The following is a 25,458-nucleotide window of genomic DNA, read 5'->3' as shown; positions in this document are numbered from 1 at the left end:
GCTTTTAAAGGGGAGAATATCCCTTTTCTCATGCGTGATAGGCTGCGTTGGGCTACGCCAGTACTGCCATCGGCCGATGCGTATGCCGCCGTTGGGCATCGTGACTACTCAAGAATAGGGTTATGACTACTCGTGAATAGGCATTCTTACCCTGCTAGAACCCTATTGTAACCCTATAAATGATACCAATCTTTCCCTTTGATATGAATTAGGATGAATTGATTTCGCTAGAATAAAAGGCTATTTTCGGGTATAGAGTTGGCTATTAGTTGTTTGCTGAAATTTTCTTTCGGATTTGGAGGCGAGCAGTACTTAGGCCCGGAATATTCGGTTCTCCGGAGGTTCGGATTACAAAGTGTCATTTTGATTATTCCTTGAAAATAACCTTTAATAGCTTACCCGTTTTAAAAAGAAAGTCCTTAACTTTGCTATCCAAAAAAACGCGAAAGCTTAAAGCACATATCATGTTAACACAGATCATTAATGGAAAGATTCTTACCCCGCAAGGCTGGCTGAAAGACGGCTCGGTACTGATAAGCGACGGTAAGATTTTAGAAGTAACAAACTGCGACTTAGCGGTAGTAGGGGCAACCTTGATAGACGCCAAAGGTATGTATATCGTCCCCGGGGGTGTGGAAATTCACGTGCACGGAGGTGGAGGCCGTGATTTTATGGAAGGTACCGAGGAAGCTTTCCGTGCGGCGGTAGCCACGCACATGAAACACGGTACGACCAGTATCTTCCCCACCTTATCCTCTTCTACCATCCCGATGATCCGTGCCGCCGCCGAGACCACCGAGAAACTGATGGCTGAGAAAGATAGCCCGGTTCTGGGGCTTCACTTAGAAGGACATTATTTCAATATGAAAATGGCTGGTGGACAAATCCCGGAGAACATCAAGAATCCCGATCCCGAGGAATATATCCCTCTGTTGGAGGAAACGCATTGCATCAAGCGCTGGGACGCCGCTCCGGAACTTCCGGGAGCGATGCAGTTCGGTAAATATATCACCTCGAAAGGCGTACTCGCCTCGGTAGGGCATACCCAAGCCGAGTTTGAGGATATCTTGACCGCTTATGAGGTAGGTTATACCCACGCCACCCATTTCTATAACGCCATGCCGGGCTTCCATAAACGCCGCGAGTATAAGTATGAGGGAACGGTGGAAAGTATCTATTTGCTCGATGATATGACCGTCGAGGTCGTTGCGGATGGTATCCATGTGCCGCCTACGATCCTTCGTCTGGTCTATAAGATAAAAGGTGTGGAACGCACTTGTCTGATCACGGATGCCTTGGCTTGCGCCGCCAGTGATAGCCAAGTCGCTTTCGATCCCCGTGTCATCATCGAGGATGGCGTGTGTAAGTTGGCCGACCGCTCGGCCTTGGCGGGTAGTGTCGCCACGATGGACCGCTTGATCCGTACGATGGTGCAAAAGGCCGAGATTCCCTTGGAGGATGCCGTGCGTATGGCCTCGGAGACTCCCGCCCGTATCATGGGCGTATCCGATCGCAAGGGAACGTTGCAGCGGGGCAAAGACGCGGATATCGTCTTGTTGGACCGTGACTTGAATGTCCGTGCGGTTTGGGCGATGGGTAAGTTGGTTGAAGGTACGAATAAACTATTCTAAACAAGAACGATTATGTTGACACAGATTATAAATGGCCATATCCTTACGCCGCAAGGATGGATGAAGGATGGTTCCGTATTGATTAGCGACGGGAAGATCTTAGAGGTTACAAATAGCGATTTAGCGGTGATTGGCGCCAAGGTGGTGGACGCGAAAGGAATGTCTATCGTCCCCGGTTTCGTGGCGATGAATATCCATGGCGGTGGGGGCTTCGACTTCTCCGAATGTACGGAAGAGGCTTTCCACGGTGCGGTAGCTGCTCATCAGAAACATGGGGCCACGACGATATTCCCTACCGTGTTGGCTCCAGAAATCGGGGTGATCGATAAGGCGGTAACTGTATGCGAGGAGATGATGAGGAAAAAAGACGGTCCTATCTTAGGATTGCACATTGAGGGACCGTATTTGAATCCGAAGATGGCGGCGAGTTTATTTATCGATAAGGAGAATCCCGCCGACCCGAAAGAGTATAAAGAGATATTGGAACGTACGGATTGCATCAAGCGTTGGGATTCCAGCCCGGAGATACCGGGTGCGCTTGAGTTCGCCCAATACTTGAAGTCGAGGGGAATCCTATCCGCTATCTCGCATACGGAAGCGGAGTTTGATGATATTAAGACCGCTTACAATGCCGGTTTCACGCATGCGGCTCATTTCTATAACGCTATGCCCGGTTTCCATAAGCGTCGTGAATATAAGTACGAGGGAACGGTGGAAAGTGTTTTCTTGATGGACGATATGACGGTAGAGGTGATCGCTGACGGGCGTCATTTACCCTCTACGATTCTCCGATTGGTCTATAAGCTGAAAGGAGTGGAACGTACTTGCTTGGTTACGGATGCTCTTTCTTGCGCAGCCAACGAGGGTAAGCCGTTATCCGATCCCCGCATTATCATTGAGGATGGCGTATGCAAGTTGGCGGATCATTCCTCATTGGTGGGAAGTATCGCCACGATGGACGTACTGGTACGTACGATGGTGCAGAAGGCCGATATTCCTTTGGCCGACGCTGTCCGTATGGCTTCCGAGACTCCGGCCCGCCTGATGGGGGTAAGCGATCGCACCGGAACCTTGCAAAGAGGGAAGGACGCGGATATCGTGATCTTGGATCGTAAGTTGAATGTGCGTGCGGTATGGAGCATGGGAAACTTAGTTCCGGAGACAAATACATTGGTCTAAGCTCGTTAATAATATAAGGAAGGGACTGTCTTGGCTGGCCGGGACGGTTCTTTTTTATTTTTAGGCGATATAGATCAAACCTTTCGGCTAATAAATTTGTTCTATCAACGTATGGCGAAATCAGTACTTATTTCATATATTTGTGATTCAAGTAAGATTGTAATACTAAATCAATAATTAAACATGAAAACGAACCTTAGTTCTCAAATTACTCTGACGCGTATACCGTTGCGGTATTATCGCCCGGAAAATGCTTTCGAGCATTCAGTTTTAACTCGTTTGGAAAAGATTCCGACAAACATTTACGAATCGGCCGAGGAAGGTTCTTTCGCTATCGCTAAAGAGATAGCAACACAAATCCGTAAAAAACAAGATATTGGTAAGCCCTTCGTGATCGCTTTACCCGGCGGACGTTCTCCGCTAAGCGTTTACAAGGAGTTGATCCGTATGCATAAAGAGGAGAATTTAAGTTTCCGCAACGTGATTGCTTTCGTGGAATATGAGTTCTATCCATTGGCTAATCCCAGCGCCGGAAATCTGGCTCGCCTAAAAGAGGAGTTATTCGATCAGGTCGATATCGATCCTGCGAATATCTATTGCCCGGACGGAAGCATGCCGAAAGACGCTATCCTAGATTTCTGTCGCCAGTATGAGGAGACGATCCAATCCGTGGGAGGTATCGATTGCATGTTGCTAGGTATCGGTAACTCCAGCAATATCATGTTCAACGTGGGTGGAACGACGATCAGCTCGCGTACCCGTATGGTCTTGTTGGAAGGCGCTTCCCGCAAGGAGGCTGCCCGTACGTTCCCTTCGCAGGAGAATGTCCCGGCAGGTATCATCACGATGGGTATCTCTACGATGATGAACGCCCGCAGCGTGATCTTGATGGCTTGGGGCGAGGATAAGGCTAGCATTGTCGCTAAGACCGTTGAAGGCAAGGTTAGCGATGCCGTTCCTTCCAGCTATTTGCAGAATCATCCGAACGCCAAGGTCGTGATCGATCTTTCAGCCGCTTACGACTTGACTCGTATCAGTCATCCTTGGTTGGTGACTAGCTGCGAGTGGGATAATAAGTTGATCCGCCGTGCGATCGTTTGGTTGTGTCAGTTGACGGACAAACCGATCTTGAAATTGACAAACAAGGATTATAGCGAGCACGGATTGGGTGAGTTGTTAGCCTTGTATGGTTCGGCGTATAATGTAAATATCAAGATATTCAATGATATCCAGCATACGATTACCGGATGGCCGGGTGGTAAACCGAACGCCGACGATTCCAATCGTCCGGAGCGTGCTAACCCGTATCCGAAGAAAGTGATCGTATTCAGTCCGCACCCGGATGATGACGTGATCTCCATGGGCGGTACCTTGCGCCGTTTGTGCGACCAACATCATGATGTGCATGTGGCTTACGAGACTTCCGGTAATATTGCCGTAGGCGACGAGGAGGTAATCCGTTATTGCGAGTATTTGCGTGATGTATGTGAGAAATACTCTCCCGACTCGGCCGTGAAGGATAAAGCGAACGAGATCATCAACTACCTGCGTTACGAGAAGGTGGAGAACGGCGAGCCGGAGAGAAAGGATGTCCTCTTTATGAAAGGAACGATCCGTCGTGAGGAAGCCCGTCACGGTTGCCGCTACTCGGGCGTGAAGGACGATCATGTTCATTTCTTGGATCTTCCGTTCTACGAGACCGGATTAGTGAAAAAGAATGATTTGAGTGAGGCCGACAAGGATATCGTAAAGGCGCTGTTGCTCGAGATCAAGCCGGATCAAATGTTTGTCGCCGGTGACTTGGCTGACCCGCACGGAACTCACAAGGTTTGTCTGGATGCCGTACTGGCCGCTATCGACGAGGTGAAAGACGAGGAATGGATGAAGAACTGCCGTGTATGGATGTATCGCGGCGCATGGGCAGAATGGGAAATGGACCATATCGAGATGGCCGTACCTATCAGTCCGGAGGAGTTGCGCTTCAAACGTAACGCTATCTTGAAGCATCAATCGCAGGCCGAGAGCGCTCCGTATCTGGGTGACGACGAGCGTTTGTTCTGGCAGCGTGCCGAAGATCGCAACCGTGCTACCGCGGAGTTGTATCGTCAATTAGGTTTGGCTTCTTATGAGGCGATCGAGGCGTTTGTACAATATATCCCGTTGAGATAATATCTAGCGATAGAATAATCTGAAAGCCCTATCTGATTAAGTTCGGATAGGGCTTTTTGTTTTTGTGTTATTTTTTTCGTGTGGGCGTAAGTAGATCTGTTTCTATGATCGTATATAGATAAAGGAGAAGCCTTGAATTGTCTAATATAATACAAGAAATGCCCACATTGAGCATGAAAGACTATATTATTAAGAACCATGAGTTAGATAAATTTAAATTATTATATCTGGAGAATGCCCCCAGACTGATCTTTTATGCCTCGAAATATGTGGATAGCGATACGGCGGAAGATTTAGTGCATGATATATTCATCAAGATCTGGCAAAAGAAAGAGATTTATTCCGTGGAAGAAGGCTTGAAGACATACCTATTCCGTTCCGTTCAAAATGCTTGCCTCGATTACCTAAAGCATAAATCAATAGAAATGACTTATGCGGATGAGGTTGCTCGTAGACTAAAGATAGAGGAGATAGGTTATTATAATCAGTCGGATGCGGCGGAGCTGGAGAAAGAGCGTCTGGACTCCGTTTACCGGGAAATAGCCAAGTTACCGGACAGATGCCGAGAGGTTTTTACGTTGGCTTATGTGGACGGGAAGAAATCAGTGGAGATCGCAGGAATGCTAAATATCTCTCAACGTACGGTAGAGGCGCAACTCTATAAAGGATTGAAGATCATACGGAATGTGTTGGCACTTCTGGCACTGGTTTTATTTTTGAGTAAAAAACAATCGTTTTTTTGTAATCGGTTGGTAGATAAGACTTAAAGAGTAGAAAGTTCGGTAGCCGGTAGCGATTTGGTAGCTGTGCGGGTTTCGCTGCATTGCTTCGCTCTGCTCTTGGAACTGATGCAAATATACTAATTTTGACCGAAAAAGGGAAATGTTTCGGGGATTTTTTATTTTTCGGGATTACCGGATTACAGGAAAAGCATAAAAGCAGGAGGCGGTGCAAGAAACGAGGTTGCACCCGTGGTTTTACCCGAAGTGTAAAGTGTTGATTTTCAGTGTGTATTTCTGTGGTGCAAGGTGCAGCTATATTTATATATATAGCTGCACCTTGCACCAGCCACACAGAGCTGTTTTGCGGCTTGCACCGATATTCTTTTAAGTTGCTGTAAATGAGTTGGTTTTGAATTTTTGTGTTTGTTTCGGGGAAAGGTGGGATGAACGGGGTGTTCCGATAGGGCTTGATTGCTTTGTGTTTGCCCTGCAAGGGCTTGGCAGGCGGGGGGCTGGAATGTCGGGCTTAGGGCAGTCTTGAGGCTTTTATTCAATCCTTTGCCCTTTGCGGTCGATGTAATACCAATCATCGCTTTCCCAATAGTGGTATTCCCCATCCGAACCGGGAACTTCTTCCAGTTCTCCCGTGTCGGTTACTTTCGCCTTCCCGTTCTCGAAAGGAAAGCCAAAAGCGAAGCGTGGTTCTACGAGGGTATTGCCATGCTCGTCCGCATATCCGATACGCCCTTTTTCATCGACGATGCGGTAAACGCCTTCCTGCACGGGGTCGTTGCCGTTGTCATACCGATACGGGACATAGAGGCTTGCGGGATGGCTGTTGCCGGAGGATATGGCCGTGCAGCGGTCATGATAAAGGGTGAACAGCCGTATTTCAAGCAGGATGGCGAGAACTGCAAGCACCATGCAGACAAGGAAACGAAGGCGATAGCGTTGCCGTACCGATACATGGAACGCCCCGTAATAGTCGTGCATCATGCGGTAACGCTCCTCGGTATAGATGCGCATATTCCTCCAGAGCAATACGGGGAACGGCAGTATCAGCGGGAAAAGGGTAAGGCGGTTGTCTGTTTCGTAAAGAAAGCGGACAGCCGGAGTGTCCAAGAACTGTAAAGCGATGGCGACAGGAAACAGGAGGCAGGCGAACTGAACCACACTGATGACCGCAAAACTACGATCCGGGAAGCCGTGCCGACAACTGCGCCACGTCCAATAAAAGAGGTGGTCGAAGAATCCGGGGAGCTTCAACCGGCTGGTTCTTTTATGTGGGGAGGCTTTCTTCATACGTTTGCGGCTATATAGGTGCAAATAAAACGTATTTCTTCCAAACGGAAAAGAATTTTGCGGTGAAACTTTTTGAGTGATTGGACTTTTCGCTATTTTTGTTTTGAGGTATAACGGTTCGTCCGTAAGGTATGAATTTGGCTTTTTCTGTTATTGCTATGGAATGGTTCGATAAGATAAGCGAGTTTATGGAGGGTCTGCCGGAGTGGTTGCAGGCGCATCCGAGGTACGGCTACCTGATCGTGGCGGGAATCCTGCTGCTGTGGCTTGTGGGGATTGTCTGCGGATGGCGGTGGACGTACTCCCGTCCGGGAAGTTGGGAAGGGAATTTCTGGCTGGGTACGCTGGGTGAAAGGAGTTACCGTTTCTGGCTGGGGCTGATCGTTGCCGCCGCAACGGGATGCGCCCTGTTGCTGTTCTTCGTAACGGGATAAGCAAGCGGAAAGCTGTATTACCGTCCTGCGAAGCTGAAAGCGATGCAGGCGAAGTACGAGACAATGGGCGAATACCGGAAATTGCTCGGTCAATGCCTGTTCTGGCTGTATGTTATCGGCAGTTTTGCATCGTTCTTCATTATAGCCGAACAAAAGAACCATTCCAAGGAGCAACCACTGATCGAAAGGTTGCAGGAGATACGGGACGGTAAATATCCCGTTGAAAAGACGCACTCACCAACCGGCGAATGACTTTCTTCCGGCTCCCCCTGCTTACTGTCATGCCGTTCTGCGGGTGGAACCGGTACAGCCTTTCTGTTTTTCACGATTGAATATCCGGACCTATGGAGCAAAATCCGAATCTGTAATTCAAGGAAATATCGTGACCGATACGGGGTGTCGGCAGGACATCTATTGCAAACAATTTGTAATTTCGTGTAAGATTTGTATTATTTAATATCGTATTGAAACAAAATGAAACAGAATCTTACACTAATTCTAATGAATGAAGCCGTCCGGGAGGGATGGCGGGAATGGATGGAAAAGGTACGCAGGGTATTGCCGCAAACGGATGCGGAGCGTCCGGTGACATGGATTGCGGCGGAACGGCTCGCACGGGAGAACGGACGGATGGTGCGGCTGGTGGAGCTGCTGCGGGAACACCGCCCCGTACTTTCGTACCGGGTGAAGGAGGAAGCCGGACTGCTGATACTGGTCGCCTATCACCGCCACGGAAGCTCGTCAGACTTCCTGCTGGAAACGGCGGAGGCGTATTTCCGGGAAAGGGACTGCGGAGGATTCCTGTTCCTCTGCCGGATGCAGGCAAGCATCAACGCCTACGACGAATACCCGCACCTGAACGTGCTCTGCAACCGTCTGGCGGGACTGCTGTTCCGCTTCCGCCGTGAACGGGCGTCCGAGTACCGCAAGGGCATACCGCCGATGTTCGGCAAGGCGGACTTGCAGGAGGTGGAAAAGTACCTGCCGCACCTGCGGGGCTGCTCGTTCCGGGAAGAAATCGCACTGGCTCTGCCCAAGGTGAAGAACGTGGAGGAACTGGCACGGGAATGCGCCATGTCGGTCAATACGCTGGGACGGCGTTTCAAGGAGGAGCTGAACACCACTCCGCACCGCTGGCTGACGGAACAGCGGAAGGCGCACGTGACCTCCCTGCTGGCGGACACGGACATGCCCCTTCAAGAGATTGCCGACGTGTGCGGCTTCGCCACTCCGAGCTACCTGTGGGACTTCTGCAAGAAGCACCTGAAGGCTACTCCTGCCGAAATCCGTGAAATCGCCCGGTGCGCCCGTACAGTTTAGCCTCCCTTTTCCAGCCCTGCCGTGAAAAAACGACCGTCCGGAGCCGATTGGCGGACAATCCGAATCCGGCGGTGAAGATTCAGAACGCCCGTTTCCCTGCCGTCCGCTAACTTTGCGCCCTTATAAACAACATGAAACAAGATTTATATGGAAGAATATTTTAACGGGCTGCTGAAGGAGGTGGATCAGCGCATGGCGACCACAGCCCCCGGCATGGACGGCAAGGAGGTGATAGGCGTCTGCCGTGAGATGGTCTCGTACCTGAAAGGCAAGAACCGGGAACTGAAGGAGTACGCCCTCGCCCATCCGTTCGCCGGGGACGCAAAGGAGATCCTCTACTTCAAGTATTACAAGCCCGCCCTGACGGGCAGGCTGCTGTACTATTACCGGGTGTACCAGATAGAGAGCGGCTGCCCCGCCTGCCTGCGTGTCGCCGAACCGTACTACCGCAAGGCGATGGAGCGTGCCGAGCGGATGATGGAACGCTACCTGCCCTTTTACCAGTATTACCACAGCGGGGCGACGTACCGGGACAGCTACTATTTCCTGCGGGCGAAGGGCGAGCTAAGCCCCGAGAGCGGCAGCTTCGTGCTGGACGAGGAGGCGGAGTTCTCCACGGGCTACGACATACTGGCGGCACGGCTGATCTCGGTGGAGATGCTGCTGGTACACCTGAGCCGCCGGATGGAGCGTGCGGCGCAGGGGACGGAAACGGAAGCCGTGCCGGAGAAGGAACACCGCTGGACGAACACGAAGGTTGCCGCCATACTGCTCGTCTATGGCATACACGTGACGGGAAGCGTGGACGAGGGCAACGCCGAGATCGGCGAGCTGGCTGCGCTGTTCGAGAAGCATTTCCACGTGGATCTGGGCAACGTGTACCACGCTTTCGGCAGGCTGCGGGGGCAACAGAACCCGACGGCGTTCTTGGACGAGATGAAGGAGAGGCTGCTGAAAAAGATGCGGGACATGGATAGCCGGTAGCAAGTTGGCAACGGGGCGGCAGGACACGGGAAGGGAGCGTCCGAAGGGCTGGAAAGAGCCTTCCGGACGCTCTTTTTTACCCCGTCTCGGTCCTTTTTACCGCCCGGAACGGCGGCAAGGGCGAAAATGCGCCCCGAAAAAAAATCTTTGCCAAGGTGCTGATATAGTGGCAGGAAAAACCGGCGAATCGGGCGACATTTGCGGCAGAAACCTAAAAATGAGTACGACAATGGAAATAATGACCATCGAGAGCAACGCCTACCGCCTGCTCGTGGAGAAGATCGAGAAGATAACCGCCTACGTGGAGGAATCTCGGAACCGGGAGGAAACGGAGCGCAAACGGAAAGAGGAAGCGGAAAGCCCTGCGACCAAGGGACGGAAAGCCGACCCGAAGTGGATGACGCACAAGGAGGTGTGCGAGGCGCTGGACATCAGCCACCGCACCCTGCAACGCTACCGGCAGAAGCATATCATTCCCTATTCGATGATCGGGCGGCAGATACGCTATCCCCGGCAGGCTGTCGAGAGCCTGCGTGAGCGGTGGATGGTGGAGACGCCCGCCGCCAAGATCGACCGGATGATAGCGGAACATCCCCTGCATAACCGAAAAAACGGCAGCTATGGTAAGAAAGGAAGAAGTGCTGGCAAGAACCAGTAACGGGCTGGACGTGTTCCGCCACTACCTGCCCGTGAAGTGGCGGGTGGGCAGGAACTTCCTGAACCCGCTGTACGCCGACAGCAAGGCTTCGTGCAACGTGTATTACGACCGCCGGAGCGGTACGTACCGGATGAAGGACTTCGGCAACGGGGACTATTCGGGCGACTGTTTCTTCCTCGTGGCGAAGCTGAAAGGGCTGGACTGCCGGAACGCCGCCGACTTCGTGGAGGTGCTGCACACCATCGACCGGGAGCTGTGCCTCGGACTGGACGGGGACAGCCCGACCGACGGGACGGTGGGAACCGGGGGCTGCCGGAGATTGCGGCCCGTGCCGGGCGCAAGGGGCGGCGGTGCCGGGGAAGCCGGAACGGACACGGAAGAGGCGGCAGTGTCCGCCGACCGTCCCGAGCCGAAGCCCTACCGGGCGGCGGAGAAGCCCTTCACCGAGGGGGAGCTTGCCTACTGGGGCGCATCGGGCATCACCGTGGAGGTGCTGCGCCGCTACGGGACGGTATCGCTCGCCGAGTACCGGGGCAAGACGAGGGAGGGCAAGGCGTTCGGCTTCAGCTCCACCCCGGCGGAACCGATGTTCGGGTACAGGGGGAAATGGGGCGTGAAGGTCTATCGCCCGATGTCGGAGGTGCGCTTCGTCTATGGCGGGCACACGGGCGACAACTACTGCTTCGGGCTGGAGCAACTGCCCTCGAAGGGCGACCTGCTCTTCCTCACGGGCGGCGAGAAGGACGTGCTGACGCTGGCGGCGCACGGCTTCCACGCCATCTGCTTCAACTCGGAGACCTCGGTCATCCCGGCGAAGACCGTGCGCAAGCTGGTCTATCGCTTCAAGCACATCGTGCTGCTGTACGACACGGACAAGACGGGGCTGGAATGCTCGGAGAAGCACCGTGCGCAACTGGCGGAGTACGGGGTGAAACGGCTGGTGCTGCCGCTGCCGGGGACGAAGGCGGAGAAGGACGTGACGGACTACTTCAAAGCCGGGCACACGAGGGAGGAGCTGATGGGGCTGTTCCTGAAACTGCTCGACACGCTGTACGGGGACACGCTGGCGATGCTGAAATCGTGCGAGATCGACTATGACCACCCGCCCGAACAGGCGGTCGCCATCGTTACCGCCGGGGACGTGCCGTTAGGCTCGGAAGAGAACATCCTCTGCATCACGGGCGGCGAAGGGACGGGCAAGAGCAACTACACCGCCGCACTGGTCGCCGGGGCGATCATGGAACGGGAGACGGACGCCGATCTCTTGGGGGTGCGGGTGGAGCCGAACCGCAAGGGGCGTGCGGTGCTGCTCTACGACACGGAACAGAGCGAGCAACAGCTCCACAAGAACACGGGGCGGCTGCTGCGCCGTGCCGGGCGTGAGCGGATGCCGGAGTACCTGCACGTGTACTGCCTGACGGGGATGTCGAGAAGCGAGCGGCTGACCGCCATCGTGCAGAGCATGGACCGGTACCACTACCTGCACGGGGGCATCCATCTGGTCGTCATCGACGGGGTGGCGGACCTGATCCGCTGCGCCAACGACGAGGCGGAGAGCGTGGCGCTGATTGACGAGATCTACCGGCTGGCGGGAATCTACCGCACGTGCATCGCCGCCGTGGTGCATTTCGTGCCGAACGGACTGAAGCTGCGGGGACACCTCGGCAGCGAGCTGCAACGCAAGTCCGCCGCCATCCTCTCCATCGAGAAGGACGAGAACCCGGAGGTGTCGGTGGTGAAGGCGTTGAAGGTCAGGGACGGCAGCCCGCTGGATATTCCGCTGATGCAGTTCAGATGGGACAAGCAAGCCGGGATGCCCGTCTATGTGGGCGAGAAGCCGAGGGCGGAGAAAGAGAAGCGCAAGGAAAAGGAGCTGGCGGAGATGGCACGGGAGGCGTTCGCCCGGCAGGAGAAGTACGGCTACATCGAACTGTGCGAGCTGATACAGGAGATGCTGGAAGTGAAGGAACGGACGGCGAAAGGCTACATCCGCTATATGCGGGAAAAGGAAATCATCGAAAAGGAGGGCGACTGCTATGTACACGGACAGGGAAGAGTTTGAGGGCTGGATGGAGCGCATCATGGAACGCTTCGACCGGACGGAGAAATTGCTGGAAAGGGTGCTGAAGAAGAACAACACGCTCGACGGCGAGGAGGTGCTGGACAACCAAGACCTGTGCCTGCTGCTGAAGGTGGGCATCCGCACGCTGCAACGCTACCGTGCCATCGGGGTGCTGCCGTACTTCACCATCAGCGGCAAGGTGTTCTACCGCACGAAGGACGTGCACGAGTTCATCCGCACCCGTTTCGCCGACGTGGAGGAACGGGCTGCGAAACGCAAGGAGAAGGAAGCCCGGAAAGAGGAAAGGCGCAGGAAAAGGGGGCTGTTCCCGTGAGAATGACATTTTTCTGACGGTGCTTTTAGTGGATGAAGCCCTGCCGGATCGTGAGATTAGGCGGGGCTATTGTTTTGTTATTCGGGAAGTTTTGCTATCTTTGTTCGCACGAAGACAGAAGGCGGTGCTCTCGGGCACGGTCGCTGTCGTGACATAGAAGATTCATGCCCGGCTTGGAAGCAGGCGGGGATTGATATACATATTGTACGTTCGCTGAACGTCTTGAAGTAAAAAACTGGTAATTTTTGATAAGCAAGACGAATGGCGCAATGTTCATGCTGTATGCTTATACGGCGTGGGCTTGCCTATTCTGCTTATCGGGTAATACCAGTACCTTTACTTCGGAATAGCGTGAGTTCACGCTGTTCTTTTGGGTGCGAGGCGGACATAATCCTTAAAAACACATTGATATGAAACAGATTACCTTGCACGTGTACCAATCCATTGACGGTTGTCCGGTCAGATCGGACAAGTATTTCGATGCGGCGGTGGACGCCTCCGGCTGCGTGCTGATCGACGAGGAAACCTACCTGCGCATTTACCTGAACCATCTGGGCTGGCCGCTCACGGCAAAAGAAACTTTGGTCGTGACGGACGGCTGTATTGACCTGACGGAGAAGGAACGGGTGCGGTTTGTTACAGGGGATGCGGCAGCGGAACTGCGGGGAATAAAAGCGGACGGCGAAGGGACGGTAACGGCTTACGGAGCGGAAACCGGGGCTTTGCTCTTGGATAACGGGCTGGCGGACGAAATCGTGGTGATAACCGTGCCGGTGCTGGTCGGCGGCGGCGAGAAGGCACTGGAGTGCGGGCTGAATGACGGCAGGACGTGGGTCGTGCGGTCGAGCAAGGTATTGGAGGACGGGAAAATCCGGACGGTGTACGGAAGGGTATGCCCATGAAATACAAAAAGCCACTGAAAAGTGGCTTGGGGCATTCAGGAAAGGATGACGGGTTATAAAAAAACGACCCGCCGATTTGAGCATTATCAAGAGGCTTGGCAGGTTCTACTGGCGCAAAGATAACGAAAATATCCTGAATGGCAAAGAAATATTAAATTTAGGCAACGGTGTTGCCTATTTCCAAATATCCTCGCTTTCCCAATCGGACGGAAATCCCATCGCTGCCGTATCTATATTAGGATAGGCAGCCAACAAGGTTTTCAGCTTGTCCTTGAAACTGTTATTAGGCGATACGGTATAAAGGAAATAACGTATCATGCAGATACGGTAATACATCCTGCGCTTGTCTGTCCGGGAAGAGTCAATCCAACCGTATTTTGTCCTGCGTGGTTCCGTGGTGATGGTCGCCAGTTCCCTGTTCCATGTACGACAATGGTGGCAACACATATTGCGCAAGCCAGCCAGAATGACAATCCATGAACTGAACACCGGGACTTGCAAACCGAAATGTTGGGCGACACGTTTTTTTATCACATTATCTTTCAGGTTCGTGTAAATCCTGCAAAGCAATCCTAACGGCAGAATTTCAGCAATCATCCATGCAGGCGGATAATCGTCCGTATAAGCGGAACGGAAATGGAGTATAAAGTCTTCCTTTGATTTTTTCAATTCCGCATCTATCGTGTCCTGTGTGTATCGGAAACTCTGCATATTGAAAAAATATGCAGGGTTGGTAATCCAAAACAAATCGTTAAAATATTCGCTGACCGCATTGGTTATGCAACTGCGGATAGCCACTTCTATCTTCTCTATCTCGTTAAAGAGCAACAACCTTAGTTTGCGGTCGAAACGATACATGTTCAACGCCTGCACGAAAGTTGCCCCCGGCTTGTACAGATGTTGTTCCTTGGGGAACTTCAACAACGGATAGAAGTAAGCACTTAGACGGAAATAACCGATATTGTAAATATACCCGGCGGCTTTTTCCTCGTCCGCTATTAACAAACCTCTATTCTTTAAAAGGACAATATGCTGTTGTGGGGAGTAGAATGTTTTGGTAAACAGTTGTTTCATAGGTGTATATAAAAAAACGACCCGCCTATTTGAGCATTGTTAAGAGGCTTGGCAGGTTCTATTGGTTGCAAATATAGAACTTATCTCTTAAACTACAAAATATATCCGGAAATAATTTTGTGATAAGTGCGACATTGCCGCACTTATTTACCTGTATTGCCGGGATTACGGGTACAAGACCTTGAAATCCCGTGGGCTGCCGCCGTCTGTCAAGCCGTCCTGCCGGAGCCGCCGGAGGGTCTCGGCTGCCGATCCGCTGCCGAAGTTGCGGACACAGTACAGGCGGGAGAAGCGGAAGCGGCGGAGGTGGACGAGCAGGTGCTCCACGGTGAAGACGCCCAGCTCCCGGCACGCCCGGACGATGCGCTGCGACAAGCCGAAGGCGTCGAGCGGGGTGTCGAGCAGGCGGCGGAGCCTGCCCGGTCTGCCGGGCTTGCCCCGCTGTTGCGCCACGTCCTCGTAGATGGTGGCGACCCGGTTGCGGCTGAACAGGGCGGCAAGGGATGCGCCGTCGATCATCAGGATGCCGTCGAAACGGGCGTAGGCGATGTGGTTGCCGTTCATCCAGAGGGTGATGCGCAGCTCGTCCGTGCCGCAGAGCCGGGCGGCTTCCGCCACGGTGATCCAACCGATGCCGTTCATCGCCTGCGCTCCTTTCCTTTGGGCTTGTCCGTGCGGGGCGGGAACCCGTACACGGTGCGGAAGTCCTTGTCGAAGGTGAGGTACGCATCGAAGGGCTTACCCTCCCTGCTCCTGAATCCTTTGATAAGGGATGTTTTGCCTTTGGTTACAAGGTCGGCAATCTGGCTGTCGGTGAGCTGCTTCTCCCCCTTGTTGCGGAAGACGGTAAGCCCACAATCGACGTTGCTGCACTTGGCGACCTTCGGGTAAAGGAGGATGCGACCGGAACGGCACTTGGGGCACGGGATATGTCCGCCGTCCGCTACGGACACCTGCACTTGCAGGAGTTCTTCGGTAATCTGGGCGGCATAGACCTCGATGCCCTTGCGGAAGGTGTCGGGATTCATCTCCCCGCTCTCGATCTTGGCAAGGGCGGTCTCCCACTGCCCGGTCATCTCGACATCGGCGATGCGCTTGTCCTTCACTATCTGATACACGGCAAGCCCCTTGTCGGTCGGCACGAGGCTCCTCTTCTCCCGGCGCACGTAATCACGGGCAAAGAGGGTCTCGATGATGGAGGCACGGGTGGCGGGCGTGCCGATACCGTTCCCTTTCAGGCTGTCCCGCAGCTCGTCGTCCTGCAACTCCCTGCCGCAATGCTCCATCGCCGAAAGGAGGCTGCTCTCGGTGTGCAGGGGACGGGGCTTGGTCTGTTTCTCCACGCACTCCGCCGATTGCAGGGGGAAAGACTCGCCGGGCTGCAAGGGCGGCAAAGCGGCTGTTCCCTCGTCGTCCTCGTCCCGCTCGTTCCGCACGGCACGCCATCCGGCAGACCTGACGACCGTTCCCTTGGCGGTGAACACGCTGTTCCCCGCCGTGAAAGAGACGGTGGTAACATCCTTGAGGCAACGGGCGGAGAAGGATTCGAGCAGGCGGGCGGCTACCATGTCGTACACCGTGCGCTCGTCGGCGGACAGCTCGCCGGGCAGACACTCGGTGATGATGAGCGCATGGTGGTCGGTAACTTTCCCCGCATCCACGCTGCGGCGGTTGAGCGAAGCCCCTTTCAGGGCGGCGGCATGGGCGGCGAAAGCTGGGTACCGCTCCAGCAGGGCGATGCGGTCGGGTATCTCGTCGAACACATCGTCCGAGAGGTAGCGGGAGCCGGTACGGGGATAGCTCAACACCTTCTTCTCGTAAAGCGACTGGGCGACGGAGAGGGTCTTGTCCGCCGAGAAGCCGTACCTGCCGTTCGCCTCTTTCTGCAAGGCGGTCAGGTCATAGAGCAAGGGAGGTTCTTGGCTCACCTCCCTGCGCTGTACGTCGACAACCTCCACCGTCCCCGTTGCGGTTACAGCGGCGAGGGCGGCGTTTGCCGCCGGAAGGGTTTCGTAACGCAATTCAGAGATGGCGGCGAAGGGCGTGCCGTCCTTTTCCGCCGTGACCTTCAGCCGGAAATAGGTCTGCGGGGTGAAATCCCTGTTCTCCAGATAACGGGAGCAAATCATCATCAAGGTGGGCGTCTGTACCCGTCCGAGGGAGTAGATGCCCTGCCCGGCGGCGATGCTGAGAGCTTGGGTGGCGTTCAGCCCAATCTCCCAGTCGGCGATGGCACGGGCTTCGGCGGCACGGTAGAGGTTGTCGTAGTCGCTTCCGGGCTTGAGGTTATCCAGCCCCTCCCGGATGGCACGGTCGGTCAGCGAGGAGATCCAGAGGCGCAGGCAGGGCTTGCGGCAGCCAAGGTAATTGTAGATGTACCGATGAATGGCTTCGCCCTCACGCCCGGCATCGGTCGCCACGACGATACGGTCGGAACGGTCGAAAACCTCCTTGATGACCTTCAACTGTTTGAGCACGCCGGGATCGGGCTTATACTCCTTGCCCTCCCGTATCTGGCGGGGGATGTACTTGAACTCCTGCGGCAGAATGGGCAGGTTCTCACGCCGGAAGCCCGTGTAGCCGTATGCTTCGGGCATGGCGAGCTGGACGAGATGGCCGAACGCCCAGGTAACGAGGTAGCCGTTACCTGAGAGGTAGCCATCGTGCCGCTCCCGGACATTCAACACGTTTGCTATATCCTTCGCTACGGAAGGCTTTTCAGCGATGACTGCTGTAATCATATTTCTTTAATTTTTAACGGTTTGACAAAAGTTATCCCGCCGCTCGGACGGGATAACCGGGTAATTCATTTACAGAATGGCGGGGAAATCATCGGCGGACACCCCGGCTGCGCTTGGGCTTGTCGGGCTGTTCCTGCTTCTGTGCCTGTTTCCGGTCCTCTTTCTGCTCCTGCCTGCGCTCCTGCTGCTGTTTCTGCTCCCCGGTGGGTCGCTGCTGTGCGGATTGCAGGGCTTCTTTCAGGTTGCGGGTCGCCTCGACGGTCTTGCCCTCGGAATTGACCGCCACCTGCACCTCGTTCTCCACGGCGGGCTTGACACGCCCCTCTTCGAGCGCCGCCTTGTAGTCCTTGGGGAACATGAAGGCGGGCTTCTCGCCGGGTTTCCATGTGATGTAACCTTGGTAGGCTTTTCCTTTCTTGTCCACCAAGCCGGAGACCTTGACCGTTCCCCCGGCTTCGAGTTCGAGGCGGGACTTCTCGGTAAGCTCCTGCTTGCGGAAGGTCTTCGGCACCTCCTGATTAGCGGTCTGTTTCAGGTTCGCCTTGTACGCATCCATCGCCAGCCTGCCCCGGTCGCCGAAGAGAAATTCGAGCTGCATCTTGGCTGCGCTGAACTGCACGGGAGCCGGGTAGAGCTTGGGCTGCTCCCCCTCCTTGGCTCTGGAAAGGAACTGGCAGACCACCGCCTCGCCCTGTTTGAGCCGGGCTATCTCGTCCGGGGTGAAGGTGTGCCCGTTCTTCTCCGCCGGGATATTGACCTTGGAGAGCGGGAAGGCGACCAGCTCGTTGGTCTTGAGGTTGCGGCTGACAAGGGCTTCGACCTGCTCGCCCGCCCGGTTGGTGACAGTCGCCGGATGCCCCATGTTGCCTGTCTGCCGGAGCACCTGCTTGTCGGAGTCGGTGATGTCGTAGCCGAAGAACTGCTTCTGCATCTTCTCCGGGTCGAGGATGCCGTGGCTGCACACGGTCAGCCTGCCGTCCGTGCCGGGCTTGAGCGAGAGCTGGCTGTCGTTGCTGTGCGAGATGCCGTCGAAGTGGAAATGCACCCGGACGGTCTTGTCGGTCTGGAAGCCCCGGAGCATCTGGTCGAGCATCCCGTTGCCCTCGATCTGCTCCCGCTGCACGCCGAGTGCGGCGAGGCTGTTCCAGTCGATGTCCTCCGGGCGGTACTTGTACTGCGGGTTCTGTTCGGTCTGCCCGGCGGACTGCTGCGGCGCACCCTCCGGCTGTTGCTGCTGCCCGGCTTGGGTCTGCTGCTGCGCCTGCACGGGCGGCTGCACCTCGTACTGCGCAACGAGCGGCTCGCCCGTCTTGACGGACTGGCTCTCCCGCTGCCGGAAATCGGCGGCTACCCGTTGCACCTCCTCTTCCGGCACACGGAAGAAGTGGAAGCGGGTCGGGTCTTTCAACTGGTTCCAGAGGTTGGAAAAGAAATTCGAAAACATATCGCCGTGGCGATCCACCCGCAGGAGGTCGTTGTTGTCCTCCAAGGGGTTCTTGGTCTGTAACTCGCCGTCCTTTACTCCGCTGACGGCTTGGAGCGTGCCTTTCTCGTCCATGACGAGCAGGATGTCCATCAACTGCTGGCTGCTGTCCGGTCGTTCGTCCATAATCTAATGTTTTTAAATGGTGAATACTATTGGTTCTCAAGTGAAACCGGGCGTAAATATAGAGGGAGAAACACGGGGAACGTGCAAGTCCGGGGCGGGCTGTCCGCACTTGTCGTCCGGTTCGCAGGTTTGTCGCAGCCCTTTCCTGTGAAAAATACCAAAAAATCATGCCCAGCACGCATTTTTCTCCTCCGGAAAACGGCGATAATTCGTTGTTTTCTCTATATTTGTAAAATATGGGTAATGAGGGACACGGTCTGTCATTGCCACCCATGCGATGCGTATGAAAGTCTATCAGAGCAAACCGAGAATAACGCTTTCACCTGCCATCCGTGACGGGCAGAAATACGTGGAAGTGGAGTTCGACGAGGACGATGCCATCCGGCTGTCGCTGTCGAAAGAGAAGGGCGTGCGGTTCGAGGGGGACAGAGCCTACCTGCCGGAAGAAGGGTTCGACCTGTCCGGCTTTTTCGACCGCCATGTGGAAACGGCGTATATTGACTACTCCGCCCTGAAAAACACCCAGCCCAAGAAAAACGGGAAAACCAGCCCCGCCATCCCGCCCGGCTATGCCGAGACGCTGCGGCAACTGCGGTACAGCGAGCATACCGTCCGTGCGTACACCGCCTATTTCAAGGAGTTCCAGCAATACTTTGCGGGAAGAAACCTCCGCTACATCCGACCGGAAGAAATCAACGCCTACATCGTGCACCTGATTGACACACGGGGGATCTCGTCGTGCCAACAGAACTTGCGCATCAACTCGATCAAGTTTTATTTCGAGAAAGTGCTGGGATTGGAACGGAAATGTTACGAGGTAAAGCGAGCCAAACGGGAACGGACGCTGCCCGACGTGCTGAGCAAGGAGGAGATAAAATCCATCCTTGACGCAACCGGTCCGGACATCCGGCTGTTCTGCATGTTCTCGCTGCTCTACTCCGCCGGGTTGAGAATCAGCGAGCTGCTGGACTTGAAGCCCCACGACATTAACGTGAGCCGTTCGCTGATACGGGTACGGCAGGGCAAAGGGAGGAAAGACCGCTACACGCTGCTGTCGAAGCCCCTTGTCAGGAAACTGACCGAGTACACCAAGCTGTACAAGCCGCAGGAATGGCTCTTCGAGCGGTACAAGGGCGAGCCGTTTACGGAGAGCATCGTGTCGAAGAAGCTGAAAGAGGCGGCGAAGGAAGCCGGAATCACCAAGCGGGTGTACCCCCACCTGTTGCGGCACTCGTTCGCCACGCATCTGATCGAACAAGGCACGGACTTGAAAATCGTGAAAGAGCTGTTGGGACATAACCAACTGAAAACGACGGAAATGTACGTGCATATAGCCGACACTTTCAAGAGCAGCATCCGCACTCCATTGGATGATATTCTTGAAAGTGATAATGAGATAGTTAAATAAGAAAATAACAGCGAAAACCGCTGATAATTACATGTTATCAACAGTGCAAATAGTGAAATATGAAATTTAAAATAAAGGTTAGATCGGGACTTTATTGTCAGAATCAATATCAAAAACATATGAATTTTGATTATTCAAGTGGTTATCCAGAAATGAGTTGCTTTGATGATAATGCCATTGAAACTTATTTTCAAGATTTGACAGGACAAATTAAAGTGGATGATTCAATAACTAATTGGACTTTATCTATTGAAATTTCTCTTGGCGGAGCAATTGGAGAAAAGGAAATTTGTATTGGAAAACGAGGTATCACTTATTTGAAAGATAAGGAAAAGATCATAGGCATTAATATATCTTTACCAATAAAAGACGAAATAAGTTGGGGTATTGATAAAAAACACCGTTTCAATGAATATGCTAAAAGAAAATCAGACAAGGGCGTAACAATAATCCCCGTTGATTATGCTCAATTTAAAGATATGACAGATTATGTGGAAAGTAGTATTAAGCTATCCTTAAAACAAGTTTTCACTGACGGGATTACTTTGAAAGGGCATACAATAAAGTTATAATCATTATAGAATTTAGTTGATAACAATCAGCAAACATCCGAAAATCGGTTAGCCGCCAAACATTACCAGCAAATAAAAATAAAGAATATATGAAAAAGAAAAACTTTTTTATTCCAGCAAATGACATAAAAGACCTCCTTACCGATTGGAATGAAACAGGAGGGTGTTTTGCAAGTGATAGAATAACAGTCGATGGTCTTCCTGTAGGATATATGTATCGGGAAATCCCAGATGAAGAAAGTTCTTTTGGCGAGTATGATAGCGGTTGGAGATTCTTTTCTGGTGATGAAGATGACGAGTATGCTAATAATCCTGATAATTTAGGCATTTATAGTCTGAATACGATTTGTAATTACTCGCCAGATATTATACCACTTCTTCATGCGCCTTACGGTACTGCATACGGCAGAGATGAAAATGGTATATTTCAAGAAGAATCTTTTGAATCATTAGAAGAATAATGCTGGTAACACGCACCTGTGCCGCCTAATGGCGGCAAGCTGCAAACCATTAGCAACCGAGAAATAAAAATGAAAAAGGAACTTATAGAACGATTGAGAAGATTTCTAACGGCACATGATATGATTGGGACACCAGCATCTGATGACCAGATATTATGCGCGGAACAAGAATTAGGTGTAAAATTTAGTTCTGACTATATAGACTTTATCAAAAGTTTCGGAACAGCCTACGCTGGAATGATGATTAATGCTTTAGACGGCAATGAAAATGTGGTCGATGAAACTAAATCATTAAGAGAAGTTCATCCTGAAGTTACAGACACTTATGTGATTTCAGATGATGGTTCTGGCAATCCCATAATGATAAATTCTAAAGGGGAGATTGAAATATACTATCATGATAGTGACGCCGAAAGAGAAATCATCGCTTTATCGTTAGAACAATATATAGAAGATAATTTTCATGAATGGTAAAAGCGGTTGCTAACAAGCAGATGAAACTTTTAAGGTAAGGTGGTTTATCCGCCGAACATTATCGACCTGAAAAGAACAAGAAATGAAACCAAGAGATATATTTATTAAAGCCTGCAATGAGATAGCTATTCCTTTTATCGCAATGGGATTTAAGCCGTCTAAAAATGGACAATGCCTAAAAAAGATTTCAAAAGACAAAAATTTGACTTTTGAAATATGGTTTCGTTCAAGTGTATATAATTCATCTTGTAGTGTGGCTATATACCCACTGATTACGATTACCTGTAAAAACTTGAAAAAGTGGGTGCAAGAAGAGAATCTCAATGTCAATGATGATGGCTTAGTATATCATAATCATATTGGATACCTATCGCCAATAAATCAATATCAATCTTGGGATCTTGCCGGACTAAGCTATGCTCCATCAATAAAAACAATAATTGATTTACTTGAAAAATATGCTTGTCCGATATTTGATTTATTTGAGAATAGACAAATGGCTATTGACTTCATTACGCAACATGGCTGTTGTTTCAATCAATACACGAAAGACTCTCTCCTTGCCCTGCCATATATGTTGAGATATGGTGAAAAGGAACAAGCCGAGAACTACTTCAATCATTACATACATTCAAGTAAATGTCGAAATAGATTTGTAAAAGCCTATTCTCAATTAGAAAAGAATGAAGTAATTGATTGTGGATTAGATAATCGTTTCGTAATACTTGCATATAGTCAAAAACTAAAAATAAAATAGGTCGATAACAAACTGATGAAACTTTTAAGGTGGTTTATCCGCCGAACATTAGTCGCTTGAAAAATAAAAAAAGAAAATGAGCAAGATAATGATATGGGTCGGTCAATTCGATTCCGAAGCTGACTTTGAGAAATATATGGATCAATCGGCTTTCCGTCAATGGTGGAAAGAATACGATGAAGACAATAAGGAACTTCGTTGCCAGTTCTGTAAAGAGCTTGGTGTAATGGACTATGACGAAGATTCTCTTATTATGAAATATTCTTCTGAAGGACTTGAGAATCTGTTGAATGTTATTCCGGCAGACACAGATAAAATCAAGGAAATACTAAGAGCGAAAAAAATAACTGTCGCAAATGCGGCAATCATGTATAATAGCCATGAGGGTATATCATTGCAGAAAGCGACGAATACCGTATCGGTATCCTTCTTGGGCTCTTTTATTTTTGAACTTAATCCGACTGGTACAACAGCCTCGACTGCCGGTTTGAAATATATGACATGGATTGGGCATACCGATAAAAATGAAACCGAATTTATGGAGTATTTTAATCAAGAGCAATACCTCAAGGAGTTGGAAGCGTATGAATCCGGTCAGAGCAAAAAGCGTCCCAATCCCGAACATCGTTGTCAGTTCTGTAAAGACTTAGGTATAAAATTCTATTATCCAGAGTTTTTAAGAATTAAAATTGACAAAACATGTACAATGAATTCTGTTCAATTAATTCAATCAGTTATAATAGACAATAATGTACTTGATTGTTGGGTTGAAAAATCATTAAATAGAAATGGCCTTAATAATGCCTCAAATAATTGTACTTTCTGCTATATCCCGAATGGTTTTAGAGATAAAAAGAAAAACCAAAAAGTTTTTATTCTTAAAGAAAACATGAAAGGTCATCTTGGCATACCTAAAAAATATGTTGAAGAGATTGCGGACTATAATGGTCTTCGTTACTTATCAACATTTGAATGGGAATAAGCGACTAACAAACAGCAAACCGACTAAAAAGCGGAACGCTGCCAAACATTATCTGCCCATAAAAAGAATGAATATGAAAATAGAATTAGAAAATTGTCAAAAAAGTCTTACTCTCAAAGATTTTGAAGAAGTTGAGAGCAAGTTGGGTCATGTTTTGCCGGAAAGACTGAAAGAGTTCTATTTACAATATAATGGAGGAGAACCTAAACAGCAAACCATCTCCATAAACAAATATTACGAAGTGGAAATTAGAATTTTCCAACCGTTCAAATATAATAAGAGTTTTAAGAATGCTCTTTTTCATACTGTTGAAGGAGAAACCTTGGAGCATCGTAGTTCTAATTCGATTTCTGACAATATTCTGCTATTTGCCAGTGGACATAACAATTTGAGAAATATTGGTGTAATTGCAATCAATATAAAAAACAGAGCTGTATATTTTTATAAAATTATTGGTTTTGTAAAAAATAGCGATGCATTTATTTTTGATGAACCTCAATTGATAGCGGATTCAATAGATGATTTTTTCAATAATCTCGTTGCTTTCCCAAAAATCGAAGAGGAACAACAAACGGAGATTATAGAAATAGAAGGTGTAATGCCTGAACTTTCGGACTGTTCGGCTTCGCTAACAAAAGAAGATATAAAGAATTTTGAGGTTGAGTTGAATGTAAAGATTCCGGCAGGCATGAAGAACTTTTACCTCAAGTTCAACGGTGGTATGCCATCACCATATTGTTTTCAACCGCAGGACGAGGATTTGGATTGGGTGGAGATAAATGCGTTCTTTCCGATAAAGGAACGCACCAATGCTTTTGAAACAATTGAAGTCATAGCCAAAGACATGTGGAGCAGAAATCTAATGCCAAGCAACCTGTTGCCTTTTGCTATGGATTCGGGTGGAAACTATTATGCGTTGAACTTGAAGAATAAAAAGATTTACTATTACTTGACTGACGAGTGGGACGAAAACGCTTCAAGAGAATACAACTTTGAAACAAATACTCGTTACATCGCCCAGTCATTCAATTACTTTATAAATCATTTTATCGAAGAAGAGGAATAAAGCGGGCAGATAACAAGCGGATCAATCTCCTTTAATGATGATTATCCACCAAACATTAGCAATTGACGAAAAAAAGAAAGCAATGAGTGAAATTATAGAATACCGTCCAATTAATGAGGACGAACGAATAGAAATAGATCAGCTTGCGGCTAAAGGTTTAGTCCTTATAGGTTTGCAGGAAAGTGCTGAATCCTCTGCCATCCTTGATGGCATAAAGAACTATCTCAATAATTTTGAAAGTTCAGATGACGAGGAAATTACGGATAGGGCTTATGAGTTAGGTTCCCTGTTAGGAAACACCATCCAAAAGCACTATGGATGGAACTGGTTTTGTGTAGAGGAAAATACAGATGATTCTTTTCATTGTGTTGCTTCTAATAAAGAACGAGCCTGCTGCGCCTGTCATGAATATATATACTCCATATTGACAAAACAGCATTCCAATAATGTAAAGTTGTTGTTCAATATGATAAAGAAGGACTATCCTAAAGAATGGCACTTCATGTTGCTTTCTTAAAAGATTGCTAACAAACAGATGAAACATTTAAGGCAGTTTATCTGCTAAACATTAGCAATAAAATGTAAAATGAATAAAATACCATTCAATTATGCTGAGC

At 50.7% G+C, this 25,458-nt stretch carries 24 protein-coding genes and 1 pseudogene; 20 read left to right on the top strand and 5 right to left on the bottom strand.

Features of this window, described 5'->3' with window-relative positions:
- Positions 1-464: 464 nt before the first annotated feature.
- The 4 genes from nagA (DW033_RS19675) to DW033_RS19660 all read left to right on the top strand — a co-directional run bounded on the left by nagA (DW033_RS19675) (position 465) and on the right by DW033_RS19660 (position 5,746).
- Positions 465-1,631 (top strand): N-acetylglucosamine-6-phosphate deacetylase, encoded by a 1,167-nt coding sequence (nagA, locus tag DW033_RS19675; protein WP_008774091.1) that lies wholly within the window; start codon positions 465-467, stop codon positions 1,629-1,631.
- 12 nt (positions 1,632-1,643) lie between these two features.
- On the top strand, positions 1,644-2,810 hold the full coding sequence (gene nagA, locus DW033_RS19670; RefSeq protein ID WP_005865895.1) for an N-acetylglucosamine-6-phosphate deacetylase: 1,167 nt from the start codon (positions 1,644-1,646) through the stop codon (positions 2,808-2,810).
- 183 nt (positions 2,811-2,993) lie between these two features.
- Positions 2,994-4,979 carry a glucosamine-6-phosphate deaminase gene (locus DW033_RS19665; RefSeq protein ID WP_005865897.1) on the top strand — a complete coding sequence of 662 codons (1,986 nt, stop codon included), beginning with the start codon at positions 2,994-2,996 and terminating at the stop codon, positions 4,977-4,979.
- 158 nt (positions 4,980-5,137) lie between these two features.
- Positions 5,138-5,746, top strand: coding sequence for an RNA polymerase sigma-70 factor (locus DW033_RS19660; protein ID WP_122383044.1), 609 nt, complete (start codon positions 5,138-5,140; stop codon positions 5,744-5,746).
- Positions 5,747-6,247: 501 nt separating this feature from the next.
- Here the strand turns inward: DW033_RS19660 and DW033_RS19650 are convergent.
- Positions 6,248-7,003: a WG repeat-containing protein gene (locus DW033_RS19650; protein ID WP_117599357.1), complete on the bottom strand. Its 756-nt coding sequence runs from the start codon at positions 7,001-7,003 to the stop codon at positions 6,248-6,250.
- Positions 7,004-7,134: 131 nt separating this feature from the next.
- On the opposite strand from DW033_RS19650, the gene DW033_RS19645 reads away from it, so the two are divergent.
- From DW033_RS19645 to DW033_RS19610, 8 genes and pseudogenes are all read left to right on the top strand, one after another.
- A complete protein-coding gene (locus DW033_RS19645) occupies positions 7,135-7,437 on the top strand; it encodes an immunity 17 family protein (RefSeq protein ID WP_008627610.1) in 303 nt (100 codons plus the stop codon).
- A 9-nt stretch (positions 7,438-7,446) separates the two neighbouring features.
- Positions 7,447-7,689 (top strand): annotated as a pseudogene (locus tag DW033_RS19640) (hypothetical protein); the annotation flags it as partial.
- Between the two features lie 222 nt (positions 7,690-7,911).
- Positions 7,912-8,757, top strand: coding sequence for an AraC family transcriptional regulator (locus tag DW033_RS19635; RefSeq protein WP_029427377.1), 846 nt, complete (start codon positions 7,912-7,914; stop codon positions 8,755-8,757).
- A 147-nt stretch (positions 8,758-8,904) separates the two neighbouring features.
- Positions 8,905-9,741, top strand: coding sequence for an RteC domain-containing protein (locus tag DW033_RS19630; RefSeq protein ID WP_004327325.1), 837 nt, complete (start codon positions 8,905-8,907; stop codon positions 9,739-9,741).
- Positions 9,742-9,970: 229 nt separating this feature from the next.
- Positions 9,971-10,399, top strand: coding sequence for a helix-turn-helix domain-containing protein (locus tag DW033_RS19625; protein ID WP_004327326.1), 429 nt, complete (start codon positions 9,971-9,973; stop codon positions 10,397-10,399).
- On the top strand, positions 10,362-12,461 hold the full coding sequence (locus DW033_RS19620) for a bifunctional DNA primase/helicase (protein ID WP_032854687.1): 2,100 nt from the start codon (positions 10,362-10,364) through the stop codon (positions 12,459-12,461). The genes DW033_RS19625 and DW033_RS19620 overlap by 38 nt, the downstream gene beginning before the upstream one ends.
- The gene (locus DW033_RS19615) at positions 12,436-12,795 is read left to right on the top strand and encodes a helix-turn-helix domain-containing protein (protein ID WP_004327328.1); all 360 of its coding nucleotides are present in this window, start codon (positions 12,436-12,438) and stop codon (positions 12,793-12,795) included. Before DW033_RS19620 ends, DW033_RS19615 begins: the two co-directional genes overlap by 26 nt.
- 410 nt (positions 12,796-13,205) lie before the next feature.
- A complete protein-coding gene (locus DW033_RS19610) occupies positions 13,206-13,697 on the top strand; it encodes a dihydrofolate reductase family protein (RefSeq protein WP_004327329.1) in 492 nt (163 codons plus the stop codon).
- Between the two features lie 174 nt (positions 13,698-13,871).
- Here the strand turns inward: DW033_RS19610 and DW033_RS19605 are convergent, their stop codons facing one another.
- From DW033_RS19605 to DW033_RS19590, 4 genes are all read right to left on the bottom strand, one after another.
- Entirely contained in the window at positions 13,872-14,771 is a 900-nt protein-coding gene (locus DW033_RS19605; RefSeq protein WP_009017655.1) for an Abi family protein, read from the bottom strand.
- Positions 14,772-14,936: 165 nt separating this feature from the next.
- Positions 14,937-15,413 carry a hypothetical protein gene (locus DW033_RS19600; RefSeq protein WP_005647596.1) on the bottom strand — a complete coding sequence of 159 codons (477 nt, stop codon included), beginning with the start codon at positions 15,411-15,413 and terminating at the stop codon, positions 14,937-14,939.
- Entirely contained in the window at positions 15,410-17,512 is a 2,103-nt protein-coding gene (gene topB / locus DW033_RS19595) for a type IA DNA topoisomerase (protein ID WP_118327866.1), read from the bottom strand. The genes DW033_RS19600 and topB overlap by 4 nt, the downstream gene beginning before the upstream one ends.
- 88 nt (positions 17,513-17,600) lie before the next feature.
- A complete protein-coding gene (locus tag DW033_RS19590) occupies positions 17,601-19,121 on the bottom strand; it encodes a DUF4099 domain-containing protein (RefSeq protein ID WP_008627643.1) in 1,521 nt (506 codons plus the stop codon).
- A 277-nt stretch (positions 19,122-19,398) separates the two neighbouring features.
- Between DW033_RS19590 and DW033_RS19585 the strand changes: the two genes are divergently transcribed.
- From DW033_RS19585 to DW033_RS19550, 8 genes are all read left to right on the top strand, one after another.
- The gene (locus DW033_RS19585; protein WP_182420060.1) at positions 19,399-20,529 is read left to right on the top strand and encodes a tyrosine-type recombinase/integrase; all 1,131 of its coding nucleotides are present in this window, start codon (positions 19,399-19,401) and stop codon (positions 20,527-20,529) included.
- Positions 20,530-20,588: 59 nt separating this feature from the next.
- Positions 20,589-21,101, top strand: coding sequence for an Imm9 family immunity protein (gene imm9 / locus DW033_RS19580; RefSeq protein ID WP_044138613.1), 513 nt, complete (start codon positions 20,589-20,591; stop codon positions 21,099-21,101).
- 89 nt (positions 21,102-21,190) lie between these two features.
- A complete protein-coding gene (locus DW033_RS19575; protein WP_118058815.1) occupies positions 21,191-21,562 on the top strand; it encodes a DUF2185 domain-containing protein in 372 nt (123 codons plus the stop codon).
- Between the two features lie 69 nt (positions 21,563-21,631).
- A complete protein-coding gene (locus DW033_RS19570; RefSeq protein ID WP_008627667.1) occupies positions 21,632-22,036 on the top strand; it encodes an SMI1/KNR4 family protein in 405 nt (134 codons plus the stop codon).
- Between the two features lie 82 nt (positions 22,037-22,118).
- Complete coding sequence (locus DW033_RS19565; RefSeq protein ID WP_117709917.1) at positions 22,119-22,793, top strand: hypothetical protein; 675 nt, start codon at positions 22,119-22,121, stop codon at positions 22,791-22,793.
- Between the two features lie 76 nt (positions 22,794-22,869).
- Entirely contained in the window at positions 22,870-23,775 is a 906-nt protein-coding gene (locus tag DW033_RS19560; RefSeq protein WP_009017660.1) for an immunity 22 family protein, read from the top strand.
- A 67-nt stretch (positions 23,776-23,842) separates the two neighbouring features.
- The gene (locus tag DW033_RS19555) at positions 23,843-24,841 is read left to right on the top strand and encodes an SMI1/KNR4 family protein (RefSeq protein ID WP_004328534.1); all 999 of its coding nucleotides are present in this window, start codon (positions 23,843-23,845) and stop codon (positions 24,839-24,841) included.
- An 82-nt stretch (positions 24,842-24,923) separates the two neighbouring features.
- Positions 24,924-25,358 carry a hypothetical protein gene (locus DW033_RS19550; RefSeq protein ID WP_028728890.1) on the top strand — a complete coding sequence of 145 codons (435 nt, stop codon included), beginning with the start codon at positions 24,924-24,926 and terminating at the stop codon, positions 25,356-25,358.
- Positions 25,359-25,458: the final 100 nt, after the last annotated feature.

Origin of the sequence: Parabacteroides sp. AF39-10AC (assembly GCF_003635405.1) — a bacterium.
GTDB lineage: Bacteria > Bacteroidota > Bacteroidia > Bacteroidales > Tannerellaceae > Parabacteroides > Parabacteroides distasonis.
The sequence above is the reverse complement of the archived record's forward strand: the minus strand, read 5'-3'. Positions and strand labels throughout refer to the sequence as shown.